The organism is Cellulophaga sp. F20128 (assembly GCF_023015805.1).
In the GTDB taxonomy this organism is placed as follows: Bacteria; Bacteroidota; Bacteroidia; order Flavobacteriales; family Flavobacteriaceae; genus Cellulophaga.
Window position 1 is genome coordinate 1 of the sequence record NZ_JALKBA010000093.1, and the last position, 380, is coordinate 380.

The window sequence follows — 380 nt, forward strand, 5'->3', positions numbered from 1 at the left end:
GGAGCCACTGGTGATACAGGAGCTCAAGGTCCGGTTGGTATTCAGGGAGCCGTTGGAGACAAGGGTGCAACAGGAGACAAAGGAGCAGATGGAGACAAAGGAGCAACAGGAGACAAAGGAGTAGATGGAGATCAAGGTCCAATAGGAGCCCAAGGTCCTGATGGTGATAAAGGAGCAACTGGTGATACAGGAGACAAAGGTGCGACTGGAGACAAGGGTGCAACTGGAGACAAGGGTGCAACAGGAGACAAAGGAGTAGATGGAGATAAGGGAGCCACTGGTGACAAAGGTGCAACAGGAGATAAAGGAGCCACTGGTGATACAGGAGCTCAAGGTCCGGTTGGTATTCAGGGAGCCGTTGGAGACAAGGGTGCAACTGG

General features: G+C 52.9%; 1 pseudogene. It reads left to right on the forward strand.

Features of this window, described 5'->3' with window-relative positions:
- Positions 1 to 380: pseudogene (locus MWU65_RS17610) on the forward strand (collagen-like protein); the annotation flags it as partial.